The organism is Actinacidiphila sp. DG2A-62, assembly GCF_035825295.1.
In the GTDB taxonomy this organism is placed as follows: Bacteria; Actinomycetota; Actinomycetes; order Streptomycetales; family Streptomycetaceae; genus Actinacidiphila.
In genome coordinates, this window is sequence record NZ_JAYMGI010000002.1 from 6,580,754 (window position 1) to 6,599,200 (window position 18,447).

Here is an 18,447-nt window from a genome sequence, read left to right on the forward strand (position 1 = left end):
AACCGGCCCACCCCCTGCACCGCCCGCACGGGCCGTTCCGGATGACGAGGAGACGCCGATGGCACCAGCCATCATCACCCTGGCCGCGGATGCGCCCAAGCTGGACTCCGGCAACACCGCCTTTCTGCTCCTGAGCTCCGCGCTCGTGATGCTGATGACCCCGGGCCTGGCCTTCTTCTACGGCGGCATGGTCCGGGTCAAGAGCACCCTGAACATGCTGATGATGAGCTTCATCAGCCTGGGCATCATCACCCTGCTGTGGACCGGCTACGGCTTCAGCTTCGCCTTCGACGGGGACCACGGCGGGTTCATCGGCGGCACCAACTGGCTGGGCCTGCGCGACATAGCGCCGGACGACCTGTGGGGCAGCACCGGCACGCCGATCTTCGCGTTCGCCGCGTTCCAGCTGATGTTCGCGATCATCACCCCCGCGCTGATCAGCGGCGCCCTCGCGGACCGGGTGAAGTTCACCGCGTGGTCGCTGTTCATCGTGCTGTGGGCGACGATCGTGTACTTCCCGGTGGCGCACTGGGTCTGGGGCGGCGGCTGGCTCGGCCAGAAGGGCGTGATCGACTTCGCCGGCGGCACCGCGGTGCACATCAACGCCGGCGCCGCGGCCCTCGGCGTGATCCTCGTGATCGGCAAGCGGGTCGGCTTCAAGCGCGACCCGATGCGCCCGCACAGCATGCCCTGGGTGATGCTCGGCGCCGGCCTGCTGTGGTTCGGCTGGTTCGGCTTCAACGCCGGCTCCGAGATCACCTCCGACGGCGTGGCCTCCACGGTGTTCATCAACACGCAGATCGCCACCGCCGCCGCCATGGTCGGCTGGCTGCTGTACGAGCGGCTGCGGCACGGCTCGTTCACCACCCTGGGCGCCGCCTCCGGCGCGGTCGCCGGTCTGGTCGCCATCACCCCGTCCTGCGCCTCGGTCAGCCCGCTCGGCGCCATCGCGGTCGGCGTCATCGCCGGCGTCGCCTGCGCCGCCGCGGTCGGCCTGAAGTTCCGCTTCGGCTACGACGACTCGCTCGACGTGGTCGGCGTCCACATGGTCGGCGGCATCATCGGCTCCCTGCTGATCGGCCTGTTCGCCACCGGCGGCGTCGGCCAGGACGTCAAGGGCGTCTTCTACGGCGGCGGCTGGCACCAGCTGGGCATCCAGGCCATCGGTGTCTTCTCCGTCCTCGGCTACTCGCTGGTCGTCTCCGCGATCCTGGCCAAGGGCATCGACCTCACCATGGGCTTCCGGGTCCCCGAGGAGATCGAGGTCAGCGGCATCGACCAGGCCGAGCACGCCGAGACCGCCTACGACTTCACCGGCGTCGGCTCGGCCGGCCGCAACGCCGCCCCCGTGGCCGTCGAGACCGCTACCAGCAAGAAGGTGGACGCGTGAAGCTCATCACCGCCGTCGTCAAGCCGCACCGGCTGGACGAGATCAAGGAAGCCCTGCAGGCGTTCGGCGTGCACGGCCTGACCGTCACCGAGGCCAGCGGCTACGGCCGGCAGCGCGGCCACACCGAGGTCTATCGGGGCGCGGAGTACACCGTCGACCTGGTGCCGAAGATCCGCATCGAGGTCCTGGTCGAGGACGCGGACGCCGACCAGCTCATCGAGGTGGTGGTCAAGGCGGCCAGGACGGGCAAGATCGGAGACGGCAAGGTGTGGAGCCTGCCGGTCGACACCGCGGTACGCGTCAGGACCGGGGAGCGCGGACCCGACGCCCTGTGACGGCCGGGGCCCGGCCGTCCTCCCCGCGGCCGGGCCACCAGCCGGGCACCAGCCGGGCCTTCCCCAGGCCTTCCCGGGTCTCCTCCCCGGACCCCGGCCCGGACGCCGGCCCGGACGCCGGGCCCGCCCCGGCCCGGACCCCGCGACCGCGTCCCGTGGTCCCCGAAGCTGGAGAACGAGTGACCGAAAGCGCCGAAGCCCAAGGCCACGACTACGCGGCGGCCCGACTGCGCCTCCTCACCGAGGACGCGCGGTCCGGGCCGCCGCGCCGCGCCGCCCTGGCCGCCCTCACCGACCGGTGGCTGGCCGCCCTCGCGGTCCAGGCGGCCGAAGCGGCCGGCGCGGGCGGCCCCGGCGGCGCCCCCGGACCCGCCCGCTGGGCGCTGGTCGCCGTCGGCGGCTACGGCCGCGGCGAGCTGTCCCCGCGCAGCGACCTCGACCTGGTGCTGCTGCACGGCCCCGCCGCGGGCAAGGACGCCAAGGCCGCCGCGCAGGCGGTCGCGGGACTCGCCGACCGCCTGTGGTACCCGGTGTGGGACCTCGGCCTGGCCCTCGACCACTCCGTGCGCACCCTGGCCGAGGCCCGCGAGGCCGCCGCCGACGACCTCAAGGTGCAGCTCGGCCTGCTCGACGCCCGCCACCTGGCCGGCGACGGCGCCCTCACCGCGGAGCTGCGCGGAACCGTGCTGGCCGACTGGCGCAACCAGGCCCCCGCGCGGCTGCCGGAACTGCGCGCCATGTGCGCCGAGCGCGCCGAACGCCAGGGCGAGCTGGCCTTCCTGCTCGAACCCGACCTGAAGGAGGCCCGCGGCGGCCTGCGCGACGCCACCGCGCTGCGCGCCGTCGCCGCCTCCTGGCTCGCCGACGCCCCGCGCGAGGGGCTGGAGCAGGCCCGTACCCGGCTGCTCGACGCCCGCGACGCGCTGCACCTGGTCACCGGCCGCGCCACCGACCGCCTCGCCCTCCAGGAACAGGACCAGGTCGCCCACGCCCTCGGCCTGCTCGACGCCGACGCACTGCTGCGCCAGGTCTACGAGGCCGCGCGCCGCATCGCCTACGCCGGCGACGTCACCTGGCGCGAGGTCGACCGGGTGCTGCGCGCCCGTGCCGCCCGCCCGCGCCGCCGGCTGCTCGGTCGCGGCCGCCCCGCGCCCGCCGCCGCGCCCGAGCGGGCGCCGCTGGCCGAGGGCGTGGTGGAGCAGGAGGGCGAGGCCGTCCTCGCGCTGGCCGCCAAACCCGACCGCGACCCGGTGCTGCCGCTGCGCGCCGCCGCCGCGGCCGCCCAGGCGGGGCTGCCGCTGTCCCCGCACGCCGTGCGCCGGCTGGCCGCCGCTGCCGCACCGCTGCCCGTGCCCTGGCCGGCCGAGGCCCGCGAACAGCTGGTGACGCTGCTGGACGCCGGCGAGTCCGCGGTGCCGGTGTGGGAGGCGCTGGAGGCCGAGGGCCTGATCACCCGGCTGATCCCGGACTGGGAACGGGTCCGCTGCCGCCCCCAGCGCAACGCCGTGCACCGCTTCACCGTCGACCGCCACCTGGTGGAGACCGCCGTGCGGGCCTCCCGCCTCACCCGCCGCGTGCACCGGCCCGACCTGCTGCTCACCGCGGCCCTGCTGCACGACATCGGCAAGGGCTGGCCCGGCGACCACAGCCAGGCCGGCGAGGTCATCGCCCGCGACCTGGCCGCGCGCATCGGCTTCGGCCCCCGCGACACCGAGACCCTCGCCCTGCTGGTCAGGCACCACCTGCTGCTCATCGACACCGCCACCCGCCGCGACCTGGACGACCCCGAGACCATCCGCACCGTCGCGGAGACCGTGCGCGACACCCCGACGCTGGAACTGCTCGCCGCTCTCACCGAGGCCGACGCCCTCGCCACCGGGCCGGCCGCCTGGAGCACCTGGCGCGCCTCGCTGCTGACCGACCTGGTCGACCGGGTGGCCGGCGCGCTGCACACCGGCGAACTGCCCGGCAGCGCCGAGAGCGAGCCCACCGCCGAGGAGGAGCGCCTGGCCATCGAGGCCGCGCGGACCGGCGGCCCGGTGGTCGCCCTGCACGCCCACGCCGAGGAGGAGGCCGAGGGCGCCGCGGACGGCGACGGGCGGCAGGCCCTCGGCGTGGAGCTGCTGCTCGCGGTGCCCGACCGGCCGCACCTGGTGGCGCAGGCGGCCGGCGTCCTCGCGCTGCACCGGCTCACCGTGCGCGCCGCCGACCTGCGCTCCTTCGACCCCGTCGGCGAGGGCCAGGTCGCCCTGCTGAGCTGGCGGGTCTCCGCGCAGTACGGCGCGCTGCCCGAGGCCGCCCGGCTGCGCGCCGACCTGGCCAGGGCCTTCGACGGGACGCTGGACATCGAGGCGCGGCTGGCCGAACGCGAGGCCGCCTACCCGCGCCGCCGCGGCATCACCCCGCCGCCGCCCCGGGTCACCGTCGCCCCCGGCCACACCTCGCAGACCGCCACCGTGCTGGAGGTCCGCGCCCACGACGCGCCCGGCCTGCTGCACCGCATCGGACTGGCGCTGTCCGCGGCGTCGGTGACCGTACGCTCCGCGCGCATCTCCACGCTGGGCGCCAACGCCGTCGACGCGTTCTACGTCGTCGGCAAGGACGGCGGCCCGCTGCCCGACGCCCGCGCGGCCGAGGTCGCCCGCCAGGTGGAGGCGGCGCTGCGCTGAGGGCGGGGGAGCGGTCCGGCGCGGCACGTACCGCGCCGATCCCGGCGGCGCGTTCCGCGCGGACGTTGCCGTCCGGGACCCCCTGGAGCGGGGGCGGCCAAGTACCCTTGAGGACGACCAGTGCCCACTCCCGACGCGAGGACCCGCGACCACCGTGTTCGATACGCTCTCAGACCGCCTTGCAGCGACCTTCAAAAACCTCCGGGGCAAGGGCCGTCTTTCCGAGGCGGACATCGACGCCACCACGCGTGAGATCCGGATCGCGCTGCTGGAGGCGGACGTCGCCCTCCCCGTGGTGCGGGCGTTCATCGCGAACATCAAGCAGCGCGCGGCCGGCGCCGAGGTCTCCAAGGCGCTGAACCCCGCGCAGCAGATCATCAAGATCGTCAACGACGAACTGGTCGCCATCCTCGGCGGGGAGACCCGCCGGCTGCGGTTCGCCAAGCAGCCGCCGACCGTGATCATGCTCGCGGGCCTCCAGGGCGCGGGCAAGACCACCCTGGCCGGCAAGCTCGGCCAGTGGCTGCAGAAGCAGGGCCACACCCCGCTGCTGGTCGCCTGCGACCTCCAGCGCCCCAACGCGGTCAACCAGCTGAGCGTGGTCGCCGAGCGGGCCGGCGTCGCCGTCTACGCCCCCGAGCCGGGCAACGGCGTGGGCGACCCGGTGAAGGTCGCCGCGGACTCCGTCGAGCACGCGAAGACCCAGCAGTACGACATCGTCGTGATCGACACCGCCGGCCGGCTCGGCGTCGACCAGGAGCTGATGCAGCAGGCCGCGGACATCCGCGACGCGGTCCACCCCGACGAGATCCTCTTCGTCGTCGACGCGATGATCGGCCAGGACGCGGTGAACACCGCCGAGGCCTTCCGCGACGGCGTCGGCTTCGACGGCGTGGTGCTCTCCAAGCTGGACGGCGACGCCCGCGGCGGCGCCGCGCTGTCCATCGCGCACGTCACCGGCAAGCAGATCATGTTCGCCTCCAACGGCGAGAAGCTGGACGACTTCGACGCCTTCCACCCCGACCGGATGGCCTCGCGCATCCTCGGCATGGGCGACGTGCTCTCGCTGATCGAGCGGGCCGAGCAGACCTTCAGCCAGGCCGAGGCCGAGAAGATGGCCGCGAAGCTGGCCAAGGGTCCCAAGGAGTTCACCCTCGACGACTTCCTCCAGCAGATGGAGCAGGTCAGGAAGATGGGCTCGATCTCCAAGCTGCTCGGCATGCTCCCCGGCATGGGCCAGATCAAGGACCAGATCAACAACCTGGACGAGAAGGACGTCGACCGCACCGCGGCGATCATCAAGTCGATGACGCCCGCCGAGCGCTCCGACCCGCACATCATCAACGGCTCCCGCAGGGCCCGTATCGCCCGCGGCTCCGGCGTCGAGGTCAGCGCGGTCAAGAGCCTGGTCGAGCGGTTCTTCGAGGCCCGCAAGATGATGTCCAGGATGGCCCAGGGCGGCGGCATGCCGGGGATGCCGGGCATGCCCGGGATGGGTGGCGGCCCCGGCCGGCAGAAGAAGCAGCAGAAGCAGGCCAAGGGCCGCCGGCAGTCCGGCAACCCGATGAAGCGCAAGGCCGAGGCGGCCGCCGCGCAGGCCCGCCGCGAGCAGCAGGCCGCTCAGGGCGGCCAGGGCGGCCAGGACAGCCCCTTCGGCCTGCCCGGCGCCGGCCAGGACTTCGAACTGCCCGACGAGTTCAAGAAGTTCATGGACTGATGCGCGTCTCCATCCGCGCGCCGCGGCCCGAGGACGCCCCCCTGCACCGCGCGGCCGTGCTGCGCTCGGTGGAGCACCTGCGCCCGTGGAACCCGGTCGATCCCGACGGGTTCCACGAGCTGCTCCGCCGCCAGGGCCCGGACCTGCGCTCCTTCCTCATCGTCAACGACGAGGACGGCGGCCTGGTCGGCACCTGCAACGTGGCGAACATCGTCCGGGCGCGCTTTCGCAACGGCGCGCTCGGCTACGACAGCTACCTGCCGTACAGCGGCACCGGCCGGATGAGCGAGGGCATGCGGCTGGTGGTGGACCGCTGCTTCGCCTCCTACCCGGAGGGTCTCGGGCTGCACCGGCTGGAGATCAACGCCCAGCCGGACAACGTGCGGTCCATCGCGCTGGCCAAGCGGCTGGGTTTCCGGCACGAGGGCACCTCGCCACGGATGCTGTACATCAACGACGCGTGGCGCGACCACGAGCGGTTCGCGCTGACCGCGGAGGAGTGGCCGGGCGTCACGCCGTAGCGGCGGCCCGGCACCGGCCGCCGGGGACGGCCCTCGTCCCCGGGGACGGCTGTCGTCCGGCCGAGCGTCACGCGAGCAGCGCGGGCAGGCGGCCGGCGCGGGCCAGCGCCTCCAGCTCGTCCAGCGCGGCGCGCGCCGCCCGCGCGGCCCGCGGGTCCCGTGCCTCCAGGCCGCTCGCGGCGAACTCGTCCTCGTCCAGCCTGCGCACGTCCCGGCCGTCCGCGGACACCCACAGGTCCAGGTCGAGGTCCTCGCTCACCAGCTCGCCCGGCGCGGTCCGCACCGGCCGGGTGACGTCGCAGTACCAGCCCTTGAGCACGCCGCGCGCGTCCCGCACCTCCTTCACCGCGTACCAGCGGTCCCGCCAGTACGCCTCGGTGAACACGTCGCCCGGCGCGAACGCGACGAACCCGAAGTCCCGCACGTCCGGCAGCGACCAGGGCGCGGTGACCAGCACCCGCGCCCCGTCGTCGGCCCGCACCTCGGCGTCGTAGCGCACCTTCTCGCGGCCGGCCTTGACCAGCCGCACGGTGACCGCGCCGCCGGGGGACAGCAGAGCCGGCGGCGGTTTTGCCGACGCTCCGGACACGGGCTCGGACGCCGGTACGGACAGGGGCTCGGGCACGGGCTCGGGCAGCGGTTCTGGCATGCGCCCAGCCTCGCGCACCCCGTACGGCCCGGCCAGCGGATTACCCGCCCGCGCCTCAGACGCGCGCCACCACGTACCGGAAGACGTTCTCCATCCGGACCGAGCCGTCCGGCCGACGGTAGGGGTGCAGCGCCTCGGCGATCTCCTTGCCGACCTGGCCGCGGTCGGTCGCCGCCACCGCCGCGTCGAACAGCCCGGTGGACACCAGGCCCCGCACCGCGCTGCGCACGTCCGGGTAGCCGAACGGGCACGACACCCGGCCCGAGCCGTCCGGCCGCAGCCCCGCCGCGCGGGCCAGCTCCTCCAGGTCGTCGCGGCCGCTGAGCCGCAGGTCGTAGGCGCTGGGCCCGTCCGGCGCGGCCAGCCGGGCCGCGACCCGCAGCACCCGCGAGGTCGCGCACCGCTCCGGCGGCCCCCACCCGGCCAGCACCACCGCGGCGCCGCGCCGCACCCGGCCGGCCAGCGCGTCGAGCGCGGGCCGCAGCTCCGCCTCGGGCTGCGCCGGGTCGAAGGCGGTGACCACGTCGTAGCCGCCGCCCAGGTCCGCCCGCGCGGGCGGACCCTGCACCAGGGTCGCCGCCGGGGCCGGGCGGCGGGCCGGCGCGTCCCACCCGGGGGCCGGCGCGAACCGCGCCCGGGCCAGCGCCAGCCGGCTCGCGTCCGTGTCGCAGCCGGTGACGGCCGCGCCGCGGCCCGCCGCCAGCAGCAGCGCGAGGCCGCTGCCGCAGCCCAGCGCCAACAACCGTGTGTCCGAACCGACTTCCAGCCGGTCGTACACACTCTCGTAGAGGGGGACCAGCATCCGTTCCTGGATCTCCGCCCAGTCGCGGGCCCTGGCCTCGACTTCGGGCCGGGAGGCGCGGTGGAGCGTGGACGCCATGGCAGCTCCCATCAGCCGCTCGTGCCGGGGAAATACTGACGAAAGCCAGACAACTGCTGATTCGCCCCGCCGTCCAGGGGGCGGATGAGGCGTTCTTGTTAACTTCCGGGAACCGGCCGGTACCCACCGGTGCCCGGCCGCCGATTCACGCATCGGCGGCACAGGGCCGTACCATCGCCCCCATGGCAAAGGCTCCCGTTCTCACCCTCCAGGCGGACGACTTCCCGCGCTGGTACCAGGACCTGATCAACAAGGCCGAACTGGCCGACAACGGCCCGGTGCGCGGCACCATGGTCATCCGTCCGTACGGCTACGGGCTCTGGGAGCGCATGCAGGCCGACATGGACGCGCGGATCAAGGGCGTCGGCGCGCAGAACGCCTACTTCCCGCTGTTCATCCCGCAGTCCTACCTGACCCGGGAGGCCGAGCACGTCGAGGGCTTCGCCCCGGAGCTGGCGGTGGTCACCCACGGCGGCGGCAAGGAGCTGGAGGAGCCGATCGTGGTGCGGCCCACCTCCGAGACGATCATCAACGAGTACTTCTCCAAGTGGGTGCAGAGCTACCGCGACCTGCCGCTGCTGATCAACCAGTGGGCCAACGTGGTCCGCTGGGAGCTGCGGCCCCGGCTGTTCCTGCGCACCACCGAGTTCCTGTGGCAGGAGGGGCACACCGCACACGCCACCCAGGAGGACGCCCGCGAGTTCGCCTCCCGCATCCAGCGCGAGGTCTACGGCGACTTCATGGAGAACGTCCTGGGCATGGACGTGGTGCTGGGCCGCAAGACCGTCAGGGAGCGGTTCGCCGGCGCCATCAACACCCTCACCCTGGAAGGGATGATGGGCGACGGCAAGGCGCTGCAGCTGGGCACCAGCCACGAGCTGGGGCAGAACTTCGCCAAGGCGTTCAACACCTCCTACCTGTCCAAGGACGGCGCCCAGGAGCACGTGTGGCAGACGTCCTGGGGCAGCACCACCCGCATGATCGGCGCGCTGGTGATGATGCACGGCGACGACAACGGCCTGCGGGTGCCGCCGCGGCTGGCCCACGTCCAGGTCGTGGTGCTGGCCATCAAGGACGACGAGGCGGTCGTCGCCAAGGTCCGCGAGGTCGGCGAGCGGCTGCGGGCCGCGGGCGTGCGGGTGGTCGTCGACGACCGCACCGACACCCCCTTCGGCCGCCGCGCGGTCGACTGGGAGCTCAAGGGAGTGCCGCTGCGCGTGGAGATCGGGCCGCGCGACCTGGAGGCCGGCACCGCGTTGCTGGCCCGCCGCATCCCCGGGGGCAAGGAGCCGGTCGCCCTGGACGCGCTGGCCGACCTGCTGCCGAAGGTCCTGGAGGAGGACCAGGCGCGGCTGCTCCAGGAGTCCCGCGAGCGGCGGATCGCGCGCACGGTGGACGTCTCCACGATCGACGAGGCGGTGGAGGCCGCGGCCACCGGCTGGGGCCGGATCCGCTGGGCGGACCTGGGCCCCGAGGGCGAGGCCAAGCTCGCCGAGCAGGGCGTGTCGGTGCGCTGCCTGGTCGCCGAGGACGGCTCGGTGCCGACCGCGGACGACGCGCCGGGCACGGTCGCCGTGGTGGCGCGCGCCTACTGACCGGCGTGGTGGCCCGCACCTACTGACCGGTACGTGCGACTTGTGGCAATGGTGCTACCTGCGGCTGCAAAGTGACGCATGTGGTGCCTGGTGCCGCCTTGAGGGCGGGTGCGAGGGATGACAGGTGTTCGCCTGTGTCCTCCGCACCCGCCCTGCGTCATGCCCATCGCGGCTGCGTTATCCGGAACTGACCCATCAGTGCAAATTAATTGGACTGGCCCGGAATCGGAACACAGGGGGCGTCCGGCTCGTTGATACGGCGTGAGCACGACACCACCAGTCCTCGCCGCCGAGCTGGCAGTCGCCTGGGCCGACATTCAACGGCACCATCCCGAGCTGCCCGACCTGGCCGCCCCAGAGTCCCTGATCGGAGAATCGTCGTCCGCGTGCGGCAACGAGCTCTCCTTCGAAAGGCTGCTGCACGAGGCCGTGCACGGAATCGCCGCCGCCCGCGGCATCCGCGACACCTCGCGCGCCGGCCGCTACCACAACCGACGCTTCCTCGCGATCGCCGACGAGATGGGCCTGGACCACGCCGAGGAGCCGCATCCCAGCAGCGGCTTCTCCCTCGTGGCCATGCGACCCGACACGCGTAAGCGATATCGGCCGACGATCGAGCGGCTGCAGCGTGCGCTCAAGGCGCACACCGCGGCCACCACCACCGACACCGGGCGCTCCTTCCGCGGACCGGCCGCGCGGCACGGCTCCTCCGGGGGCGGCGTACGCGTCAAGGCCGTCTGCGACTGCGGGCGCAACGTCCGGGTGGTGCCCTCGGTGCTCGCCCAGGCGCCCATCATGTGCGGCGCGTGCGGCCAGCCCTTCCGCATCCCGGAGGTCGTAGGGGTCGGCTGAATGTGGCACAATGTTCAGCTGAGAACTCGACAGCCGTGCAGGAACCCTCTCTCCTTCGGCTGACGCGTCCGTCGGGCGCACGATTCCCACCACCCCACGTGGCATGTCGTCGTGCCCAACCACGTCAACACCAGGAGAACCCACTCCCGTGGCAGTCAAGATCAAGCTGAAGCGTCTGGGCAAGATCCGTTCGCCTCACTACCGCATCGTCGTCGCCGACTCCCGTACCCGCCGTGACGGCCGGGCCATCGAGGAGATCGGCCTGTACCACCCGGTGCAGAACCCCTCGCGCATCGAGGTCGACTCCGACCGCGCGCAGTACTGGCTCTCCGTCGGCGCGCAGCCGACCGAGCCCGTGCTGGCCATCCTGAAGCTCACCGGCGACTGGCAGAAGTACAAGGGCGAGCCCGCCCCGGCGCCGCTGCTCGTGGCGGAGCCGAAGGCCGACAAGCGCGCCCTGTTCGAGGCCGCCGCCAAGGACACCGCCGACGAGCCCAAGGGTGAGGCCATCACCCCCAAGGCGAAGAAGGCCGACAAGGCCGAGAAGAAGGCCGATGACGCCGAGGCCACCGCCCCGGCCGAGTCCACCGAGGCCTGAGGATGCTCGAGGAGGCTCTTGAGCACCTCGTGAAGGGCATCGTCGACAACCCCGACGATGTACAGGTCGACCTGCGCACCCAGCGCCGTGGCAACGTCCTGGAGGTCCGGGTGCACCCCGACGACCTCGGCAAGGTCATCGGCCGCAACGGCCGTACCGCCCGCGCGCTGCGCACCGTCGTCGGCGCGCTCGGCGGCCGGGGTGTACGCGTCGACCTCGTCGACGTCGACCAGGTCCGCTGACGGCCCGGCCGGGCCGTCAGCGGACGGACCGGCCGGATCGATCGGCCCGACCGGGCCGGCCGACGCGCGTCGGCCGAGAACAGCGGTCCGCCCGAGGACCGAGACGTCCCGTGCACCGGGCCGGAAGCGGCGTCCGCCGCCTCCGGCCCGGTGCCGTCTGTAGTGGGAGTGGAAGAACGTGCAGCTGGTAGTCGGCCGGATCGGCCGCGCCCACGGCATCAAGGGCGAGGTCAGCGTCGAAGTACGCACCGACGAGCCGGAACTGCGGCTGGCGCCCGGCGCGGTCCTGGCCACCGACCCGGCGTCCGCCGGGCCACTCACCATCGCCACCGGGCGCGTCCACAGCGGCCGGCTCATGCTCCGCTTCGAGGGCGTGGCCGACCGCACCGCCGCCGAGGGCCTGCGCGGCACCCTGCTGATCGCCGAGGTCGACCCCCGGCAGACGCCCGAGGACCCCGAGGAGTTCTACGACCACCAGCTGATCGACCTCGACGTGGTCACCGCCGACGGCCGCGAGGTCGGCCGGATCGCCGAGGTCACGCACCTGCCGTACCAGGACCTGCTGGTGGTGCGGCGCCCCGACGGTGGCGAGGTCCTCGTCCCCTTCGTCAGCGAGATCGTGCCCGAGATCGACCTCGACGAGCAGCGCGCGGTGATCACCCCGCCGCCCGGCCTGCTGGACGAGGCGGACGCGGAGACCGCGAGCGCGCGCGCCGAGCAGGGGGAGGCGAACGCGCGGGGCGACCAGGGCGAGGACGCGAGCGCCGACCAGGGCGGGGACGCGAGCGCGCGCGCCGAGCAGGGGGAGGGCGCCTGAGATGCGCCTCGACGTCGTCACGATCTTCCCCGAGTACCTGGAGCCGCTGAACGTCTCGCTCGTCGGCAAGGCCCGCGCCGCCGGCACCCTCGACGTCCACGTCCACGACCTGCGCGCATGGGCCCACGACCGGCACAGCACCGTCGACGACACCCCGTACGGCGGCGGCCCCGGCATGGTCATGAAGACCGGCCCCTGGGGCGAGGCCCTCGACCAGGTCCTCGCCGACGGCTACGAGGCCGGGGCCGGCCGCCCCGCGCTCGTCGTCCCCACCCCCAGCGGACGGCCCTTCACCCAGGCGCTCGCCGTCGACCTCTCCCGCGCTCCCTGGCTGATCTTCACACCCGCCCGCTACGAGGGCATCGACAGCCGCGTCACCGCCGAGTACGCCACCCGCCTCCCGGTCCACGAGGTCTCCATCGGCGACTACGTCCTGGCCGGCGGCGAGGCCGCGGTCCTGGTCGTCACCGAGGCCGTCGCCCGGCTGCTGCCCGGCGTCCTCGGCAACGCCCAGTCGCACGCCGACGATTCCTTCGCCCCCGGCCCGATGGCCGACCTGCTGGAGGGCCCCGTCTACACCAAGCCCCCGCGGTGGCGCGGGCACGGCGTCCCCGAGGTGCTGCTCAGCGGCCACCACGGCAAGGTCGCCCGCTGGCGCCGCGACGAGGCGCTGCGCCGCACCGCCGCCCTGCGGCCGGACCTGATCGCCCGCGCCGACCCGGCCGCGTTCGACAGACGAGACCGCGAGATGCTCAGCATCCTCGGCTGGCAGCCCGGCCCCGACGGCCGATTTGGGCCCAGCCCCGACGCCGTGGAAGAATGAGCGGCTGCTGCCCGACCGGCGCGCGCCCCTGCCACAGGGGGAACGACGCCGCCGGACACCGGCGGCCCCCATGCGAACACCCGACCCGTTCCGTCGATGACCTGTGGCATCGGCGAGGAAGCAGAACACCGTGACCAACCTGATCGACAGCGTCAACAGCGCGAGCCTGCGCGACGACGTCCCCGCCTTCCGCCCCGGCGACACCGTCAACGTCCACGTGCGCGTCATCGAGGGCAACCGCTCCCGTGTGCAGCAGTTCAAGGGCGTCGTCATCCGCCGCCAGGGCGCGGGCGTCAGCGAGACCTTCACGGTCCGCAAGGTCAGCTTCTCGGTCGGCGTCGAGCGCACCTTCCCGGTGCACACCCCGATCGTGGAGAAGATCGAGGTCGTCACCCGCGGCGACGTCCGCCGCGCCAAGCTGTACTACCTCCGCGAGCTGCGCGGCAAGGCCGCGAAGATCAAGGAGAAGCGCGAGAACTGAGGCCCCGGCCGAGGGCTTGACCTGTCCTTGGCCCGGGACGGATAAGCTTCCGCCCCGATGGACAGTGAAGCAGCCGCGACGGAACGCGACCGCTCCTCCGCAGCCGCCGACGAGGCGGACCGGCAGGACCGGTCGCGTTCCGCTGTCCCCGGCGGAACGGGCCGTCCGGGCCGGACCGGCCCCGCGGACCTCCTCGGCGACGCGCTTCCCGCGGACCTCCCCGGCGACCCGCTTCCCGCGGACGGACCGGGGGAGGCGGGCGCGCGGGAGCGGTGGCTGCGGCTGTGGCGCACCTGGCGCCGCACCGTCCTGTTCTCCCTGGGGTGCGCGGCCGCGATGCTGCTGGTCAGCCAGTTCGTGGTGGCGCCCTACCAGGTGCCCAGCTCGTCGATGGAGAACACTCTGCGGGTCGGCGACCGGGTCCTGGTCGACAAACTGGCGTACCGTTTCGGCGGCACTCCGCGGCGGGGGGACGTGATCGTGTTCGACGGCGAGGGATCGTTCCGCCTCAGCGGCGGCACGGACTACGTGAAGCGCGTCATCGGCGTCGGCGGCGACCGGGTCACCTGCTGCGACGCGCGCGGCCGGCTGCTGGTCAACGGCCACCCGCTGGACGAGCCCTACCTCCATCCGGGCGACGCGCCCTCCGCGGAGGCGTTCGACATCGTGGTGCCGCGGGGAAGGCTGTGGGTCATGGGCGACCACCGCGCGGACTCCGCCGACTCCCGGCAGCACCTCGGCGACCCAGGCGGCGGCACCGTCCCGGTCGGCAAGGTGATCGGCCGCGCCGAGTGGATCGCCTGGCCGGTCGGCCACTGGACCCGGCTGCGCCGCCCGGCCGCGTTCGCCGCCGTCCCCGCCCCGGCGGGCGGCCGGCATGGGTAGGCGCGGCAGACCCCGCGACGGACAGCAGCCGGCGGACGCCGGACGCCCCGCGGGGCGCCCGGGCGGACCGGACGGCTTCGGCGGGCGTGACGGGTACGGGGGCGGTTTCCGCGACGGGTACGGGGGCTACGACGGCCTCGGCGGTTCCCGGGGGCGGGGCGGTGACGCGGACGGTTTCGGTGACACGAACGGTTTCCGTGACGCGGACGGCTTCGCGGACCAGGGCGGCTACGCGGACGGTTTCCGTGAGGCGGACGGCGTGGCCGACCCGGACGGTTTCGCGGGGCCGGGCCGGCTCTCGGACGGGCTGAACGGCGAGCCGCCGCAGGCGCCGCCGGTGCTGACCGGCGCCAGCCGGATCGAGCGCCGCAAGCTGGCCCGCAAGGTCCGCCGCAAGCGCCGCCGCTCGCTGCTCAGGGAAGTGCCGCTGCTGGTCATGGTGGCGCTGCTGATCGCGCTGGTCCTCAAGACCTTCCTGCTGCAGGCGTTCGTCATCCCCTCGGGGTCGATGGAGCAGACCATCCAGATCGGCGACCGGGTGCTCGTCGACAAGCTGACCCCCTGGTTCGGCGCGCAGCCGCACCGCGGCGACGTCGTGGTCTTCAAGGACCCCGGCGGCTGGCTGGCCGGCGAGCCCAAGCCCAAGCCGGACCCGCCGGTGGTCAAGCAGGTCAAGTGGTTCTTCACGTTCATCGGACTGCTGCCGGCCTCCGGCGAGCAGGACCTGATCAAGCGGGTCATCGCGGTCGGCGGCGACACCGTGCAGTGCTGCGACGCGCAGGGCCGCATCACCGTCAACGGCAAGCCCCTGACCGAGCCCTACCTGTTCACCGGCAACCCGCCGTCGCGGATGAAGTTCACCGTGCACGTGCCGGAGGGACGGCTGTGGGTGATGGGCGACCACCGCGACGACTCCGCGGACTCCCGCTACCACACCGACAAGCCCGGCGGCGGCACGATCCCCGAGAGCCTGGTCGTCGGCAGGGCGTTCGTGATCGCCTGGCCGGTGGGCCACTGGCGGCGGCTGCCGGAGCCCGGCACGTACGCCTCGGTGCCCGCGCCGTCCGCCTCCGGCTCCGGCCCGGGCGCCGGCGGGGCCGCCGATCCGTCGGCCGGCACAGGTACGGCCACTAGGGTGGGCTGGACAAACAACGGTCAAAGGACGAGCCGGCTGCCGACTCCTGCGGAACTCCCGCTCGTTATGGGAATGGTGGGCCTGCGCCGGGGACGACGGCACGGGCGGAAGTCCGGAGTGAGGAGTGGATGTGGGGGACCTTGTGGTCGGCGCACGGTCTGGAGCCGGCGAACCGGAGAGGGAGGATGCCGAGGTGCCCCCGACGGACGACACGGCGGACCGGGCGGGCAGCAGCAGCGGCGGCACCCTGCCCGGGTCCGGCGCGGCCTTCGGGCCGGACGCCTCGCCCGCGCAGGGTGCCGCGGCGGGCCGCGCCGCCGTCCCCGCGGACGGCGGGCCCGGTGACGGGTCGCCCGGCGCGGGACGCGGCAACGGCGTGTCCGGAAGCGGCTTCCCTGGCAACGGCGTGTCCGGAAGCGGCTTCCCTGGCAACGGCGTGTCCGGAAGCGGCTTCCCCGGCAGCGGCGTGCCCGGAAGCGGCTACCCCGGCAACGGCGTGCCCGTGAACGGGGGACCGTACCGGGCGGGTGACGAGGGCCCGTACCCGCCCGGCGCGTCCGTGCCCCCGCCGGCGCAGGAGCCGCTGCCCGCTCAGGAGCCTCCGTACGCCGAGGACGCGGCGGGCCGCGGCCGGCACGGCGCGCACCGCGCCGACCCGGCGGGCCCCGGCGGACCCGGCGACGTGGACGCGGGCGACGACGAGCCGTCCGGCGAGGGCGCCCGCGGCAGCAAGCAGCGCTCCTTCTGGAAGGAGCTGCCGCTGCTCGTCGGCATCGCTCTGGTGCTGGCCCTGCTGATCAAGACCTTCCTGGTGCAGGCGTTCTCCATCCCGTCCGACTCCATGCAGCACACGCTGGAGCGCGGCGACCGCGTCCTGGTCGACAAGCTGACGCCGTGGTTCGGCTCCAAGCCGACCCGCGGCGAGGTCGTAGTCTTCCAGGACCCGGGCGGCTGGCTGCCGGAGAACCCCCCGGCCAGCAGCAACCCGGTGGTCCGCGGCCTGCAGAAGAGCCTCAGCTTCATCGGTCTGATGCCGTCCGCGGACGAGAAGGACCTGATCAAGCGGGTCATCGGGGTCGGCGGCGACACCGTGGAGTGCGAGGGCACCGGCCCGGTGAAGGTCAACGGCAAACCGCTGAACGAGCCGTACGTCTTCGCCGGCAACACCCCCTGCTCCCCGGACAACCCGTTCAAGATCACCGTGCCCAAGGGCCGGATCTGGGTGATGGGCGACCACCGCCAGGACTCGCTGGACTCGCGTTTCCACATGTCGCTGCCCGGCGGCGGCACGGTCTCCGACAGCGACGTGGTGGGCCGCGCGGTCACCATCGCCTGGCCGGTGAACCGCTGGACCTGGCTGGGCATCCCCTCGACGTTCTCCCAGCCCGGCATCAACGCGGCCGGCACGGCGGGGCCCGCCGCGGTGGGTCTGGCCGGCGCGCTGCCGCTGGTGCTGCTGCGCAGGAGGCGGCTGCTGCGCAAGGCCGGGGAGGGCGCTGTGTCCGGTGCCGGGTCTGGGCCCGGGTCCGGGTCCGGGGCCGAGGGCTGAGCAGGGGGACGGCCCGGGCCGTCCCCCGGTAGGGTTCCGCAGCATGAGCGTCACGACGAGCGGCGGCACGACCGCGATACGCAGGTCCCGCGGGGCCGGCCGGGACGACTGGTGTCCGGGCTGGTCATCGCGCTGGGCTGCGTGATGTTCCTGGGCGGCTTCGCCTGGGCCGCGGTGCTGTACCGCCCCTACACCGTGCCCACCGAGTCCATGCGGCCGACGGTCGCGCCCGGCGACAAGGTGCTCGCGCAGAAGATCTCCGGGTCCGATGTGCACCGCGGCGACGTCGTGGTCTTCAAGGACAAGCTCTGGGGCAACGAACCCCTGGTCAAGCGGGTGGTCGGGGTCGGCGGCGACACCGTGGCCTGCTGCGACAAGCAGGGCCGCCTCACCGTGGACGGCGTGCCGGTCGACGAGCCCTATCTCGACGGCGGCGGCACGGCGGCGCAGGAGGCGTTCAAGGCCACCGTCGGCAAGGGCGAGCTGTTCATGCTCGGCGACAACCGCTCGGTCTCCCAGGACTCCCGGGTGCACCTGGAGGACGCGGAGGGCGGCGCGGTCCCGGCGAGCGACGTCAAGGCCAGGGTCGACGCGACCGCATGGCCGTTCGGCCGGATGGGCATGCTGCCCACGACGTCCGCCTTCGACAAGCTCCCCGGCGGCGGCCAGTCCCCGCAGGGGCCGCTGCGGTGGATCACCTTCGTCGTCATCGCCGGGGCCGCGCTGATCTTCGGCGGCGCGGCGTACGAGCCGCTGGCGAACGCGCTGCGCCGGCGGCGGTGACGAGCTCCGGGCGGTGACGTGCCGGCGATGGTGACGCGCCGCGGGCCGGTGGCGTGACATGGCCGGTCGGCGATGACGCGCGCGGGGCGTGGCGGGTGGTGACGCGTGGCACATCGCGCACCTCGTGAGACGGTGTGACGCACAATGGGGGCACGTACGGCTGAAGGGGAACATGCCATGAGCGCCGAGGACCTCGAGAAATACGAGACCGAGATGGAGCTGAAGCTCTATCGCGAGTACCGCGACGTCGTCGGCCTGTTCAAGTACGTGATCGAGACGGAGCGCCGTTTCTACCTCACCAACGACTACGAGATGCAGGTGCACTCGGTCCAGGGCGAGGTGTTCTTCGAGGTGTCCATGGCCGATGCCTGGGTGTGGGACATGTACCGGCCGGCCCGCTTCGTCAAGCAGGTCCGCGTCCTGACGTTCAAGGACGTGAACATCGAGGAGCTGAACAAGGCCGATCTCGATCTGCCGTCGGACGACTCGGGCTTCAACGGCTGAGTTATCCACAGGTAGGCGTTCA

At 73.5% G+C, this 18,447-nt stretch carries 19 protein-coding genes; 17 read left to right on the plus strand and 2 right to left on the minus strand.

What is annotated here, in order from left to right; genetic code table 11:
* Nucleotides 1-58 precede the first annotated feature (58 nt).
* The 5 genes from VSR01_RS29645 to VSR01_RS29665 all read left to right on the plus strand — a co-directional run bounded on the left by VSR01_RS29645 (nt 59) and on the right by VSR01_RS29665 (nt 6,632).
* Entirely contained in the window at nt 59-1,390 is a 1,332-nt protein-coding gene (locus tag VSR01_RS29645) for an ammonium transporter (RefSeq protein ID WP_326452117.1), read from the plus strand.
* Entirely contained in the window at nt 1,387-1,725 is a 339-nt protein-coding gene (locus VSR01_RS29650; protein ID WP_167985535.1) for a P-II family nitrogen regulator, read from the plus strand. Before VSR01_RS29645 ends, VSR01_RS29650 begins: the two co-directional genes overlap by 4 nt.
* A gap of 179 nt (nt 1,726-1,904) precedes the next feature.
* Nucleotides 1,905-4,394 (plus strand): [protein-PII] uridylyltransferase, encoded by a 2,490-nt coding sequence (locus tag VSR01_RS29655; RefSeq protein WP_326452118.1) that lies wholly within the window; start codon nt 1,905-1,907, stop codon nt 4,392-4,394.
* A gap of 154 nt (nt 4,395-4,548) precedes the next feature.
* Nucleotides 4,549-6,111: a signal recognition particle protein gene (gene ffh, locus VSR01_RS29660; protein ID WP_326452119.1), complete on the plus strand. Its 1,563-nt coding sequence runs from the start codon at nt 4,549-4,551 to the stop codon at nt 6,109-6,111.
* A complete protein-coding gene (locus VSR01_RS29665; protein ID WP_326452120.1) occupies nt 6,111-6,632 on the plus strand; it encodes a GNAT family N-acetyltransferase in 522 nt (173 codons plus the stop codon). The genes ffh and VSR01_RS29665 overlap by 1 nt, the downstream gene beginning before the upstream one ends.
* A 67-nt stretch (nt 6,633-6,699) precedes the next feature.
* On the opposite strand, the gene VSR01_RS29670 is transcribed toward VSR01_RS29665, so the two are convergent.
* Together VSR01_RS29670 and VSR01_RS29675 are read right to left on the minus strand one after the other, a co-directional pair.
* Nucleotides 6,700-7,281 carry a DUF402 domain-containing protein gene (locus VSR01_RS29670; protein ID WP_326452121.1) on the minus strand — a complete coding sequence of 194 codons (582 nt, stop codon included), beginning with the start codon at nt 7,279-7,281 and terminating at the stop codon, nt 6,700-6,702.
* Between the two features lie 55 nt (nt 7,282-7,336).
* Nucleotides 7,337-8,161, minus strand: a complete 825-nt coding sequence (locus VSR01_RS29675; protein WP_326452122.1) for a class I SAM-dependent methyltransferase — start codon at nt 8,159-8,161, stop codon at nt 7,337-7,339.
* 182 nt (nt 8,162-8,343) lie between these two features.
* Here VSR01_RS29675 and proS point away from each other — a divergent pair, with 182 nt between their 5' ends.
* The 12 genes from proS to VSR01_RS29735 all read left to right on the plus strand — a co-directional run bounded on the left by proS (nt 8,344) and on the right by VSR01_RS29735 (nt 18,425).
* Nucleotides 8,344-9,756: a proline--tRNA ligase gene (gene proS, locus VSR01_RS29680; RefSeq protein ID WP_326452123.1), complete on the plus strand. Its 1,413-nt coding sequence runs from the start codon at nt 8,344-8,346 to the stop codon at nt 9,754-9,756.
* 261 nt (nt 9,757-10,017) lie between these two features.
* The gene (locus tag VSR01_RS29685) at nt 10,018-10,608 is read left to right on the plus strand and encodes a hypothetical protein (protein WP_326452124.1); all 591 of its coding nucleotides are present in this window, start codon (nt 10,018-10,020) and stop codon (nt 10,606-10,608) included.
* A 148-nt stretch (nt 10,609-10,756) separates the two neighbouring features.
* Nucleotides 10,757-11,206, plus strand: coding sequence for a 30S ribosomal protein S16 (gene rpsP, locus VSR01_RS29690; RefSeq protein ID WP_326452125.1), 450 nt, complete (start codon nt 10,757-10,759; stop codon nt 11,204-11,206).
* 2 nt (nt 11,207-11,208) lie between these two features.
* Nucleotides 11,209-11,448, plus strand: a complete 240-nt coding sequence (locus VSR01_RS29695; protein WP_326452126.1) for an RNA-binding protein — start codon at nt 11,209-11,211, stop codon at nt 11,446-11,448.
* 178 nt (nt 11,449-11,626) lie between these two features.
* Nucleotides 11,627-12,265 carry a ribosome maturation factor RimM gene (gene rimM, locus VSR01_RS29700; RefSeq protein ID WP_326452127.1) on the plus strand — a complete coding sequence of 213 codons (639 nt, stop codon included), beginning with the start codon at nt 11,627-11,629 and terminating at the stop codon, nt 12,263-12,265.
* 1 nt (nt 12,266) lies between these two features.
* Nucleotides 12,267-13,088, plus strand: a complete 822-nt coding sequence (trmD, locus tag VSR01_RS29705) for a tRNA (guanosine(37)-N1)-methyltransferase TrmD (RefSeq protein ID WP_326452128.1) — start codon at nt 12,267-12,269, stop codon at nt 13,086-13,088.
* Nucleotides 13,089-13,218: 130 nt separating this feature from the next.
* Nucleotides 13,219-13,569: a 50S ribosomal protein L19 gene (gene rplS / locus VSR01_RS29710; protein ID WP_326452129.1), complete on the plus strand. Its 351-nt coding sequence runs from the start codon at nt 13,219-13,221 to the stop codon at nt 13,567-13,569.
* A 57-nt stretch (nt 13,570-13,626) separates the two neighbouring features.
* Complete coding sequence (gene lepB, locus VSR01_RS29715; RefSeq protein WP_326452130.1) at nt 13,627-14,454, plus strand: signal peptidase I; 828 nt, start codon at nt 13,627-13,629, stop codon at nt 14,452-14,454.
* Between the two features lie 259 nt (nt 14,455-14,713).
* Nucleotides 14,714-15,934: a signal peptidase I gene (gene lepB, locus VSR01_RS29720; RefSeq protein WP_442785574.1), complete on the plus strand. Its 1,221-nt coding sequence runs from the start codon at nt 14,714-14,716 to the stop codon at nt 15,932-15,934.
* Between the two features lie 214 nt (nt 15,935-16,148).
* Entirely contained in the window at nt 16,149-17,138 is a 990-nt protein-coding gene (lepB, locus tag VSR01_RS29725) for a signal peptidase I (RefSeq protein WP_442785722.1), read from the plus strand.
* A 108-nt stretch (nt 17,139-17,246) separates the two neighbouring features.
* On the plus strand, nt 17,247-17,921 hold the full coding sequence (gene lepB, locus VSR01_RS29730) for a signal peptidase I (RefSeq protein WP_326453890.1): 675 nt from the start codon (nt 17,247-17,249) through the stop codon (nt 17,919-17,921).
* Between the two features lie 177 nt (nt 17,922-18,098).
* Nucleotides 18,099-18,425, plus strand: a complete 327-nt coding sequence (locus VSR01_RS29735) for a DUF2469 domain-containing protein (protein WP_018562949.1) — start codon at nt 18,099-18,101, stop codon at nt 18,423-18,425.
* Nucleotides 18,426-18,447: the final 22 nt, after the last annotated feature.